The organism is Polaromonas sp. P1_G2 (genome assembly GCF_056405515.1).
Genome location: NZ_JBFUBY010001231.1, coordinates 1 through 438, shown reverse-complemented (window position 1 = coordinate 438; position 438 = coordinate 1). Strand labels below are relative to the sequence as shown.

Below are 438 nucleotides of genomic sequence, written 5' to 3'. Positions count from 1 at the left end.
GCTCGATGGACGTTTGCTTTAGGAATGCACACCCACGGGCTGAACAGCTGAGATGACGGCGCGAAGCCGTCGTTCAATGACAAGCCGCTCAATGTCAGCAATGGGCGAAAAACGGTCGAACACAAAGCTCCACGAGCGACCAAGGTGTTATTGCCAAGAGCTTAAAAGAACGGCTGATCTTTCCAAACCTTGCCCTCCAGCATTGCCGAATAGCCCAGGTTATAAACCGACCTCATGTACTCGGTGTTGAATGGGTCGGACACTGAATAGGGAATTTGCTTGCCGATCGCCGCAACACGGAAATGTGTGCCGGTCCGCCTGGTATAGCCGTATAGAGCCAGAAGCGAGCTGCGGGTCTGTGACTTGATCAGGATCGAGTAGGCACGCGCCATCACGGGAAGCGTCTTGTCCGACGTGATTGAGAATTCGGGCATCAGC

At 54.1% G+C, this 438-nt stretch carries 1 protein-coding gene; it reads right to left on the bottom strand.

Features of this window, described 5'->3' with window-relative positions; genetic code table 11:
* Positions 1-161: 161 nt before the first annotated feature.
* A partial coding sequence (locus AC1D0P_RS29915) for a hypothetical protein (protein ID WP_477680048.1) occupies positions 162-438 on the bottom strand: 277 nt, incomplete at its 5' end.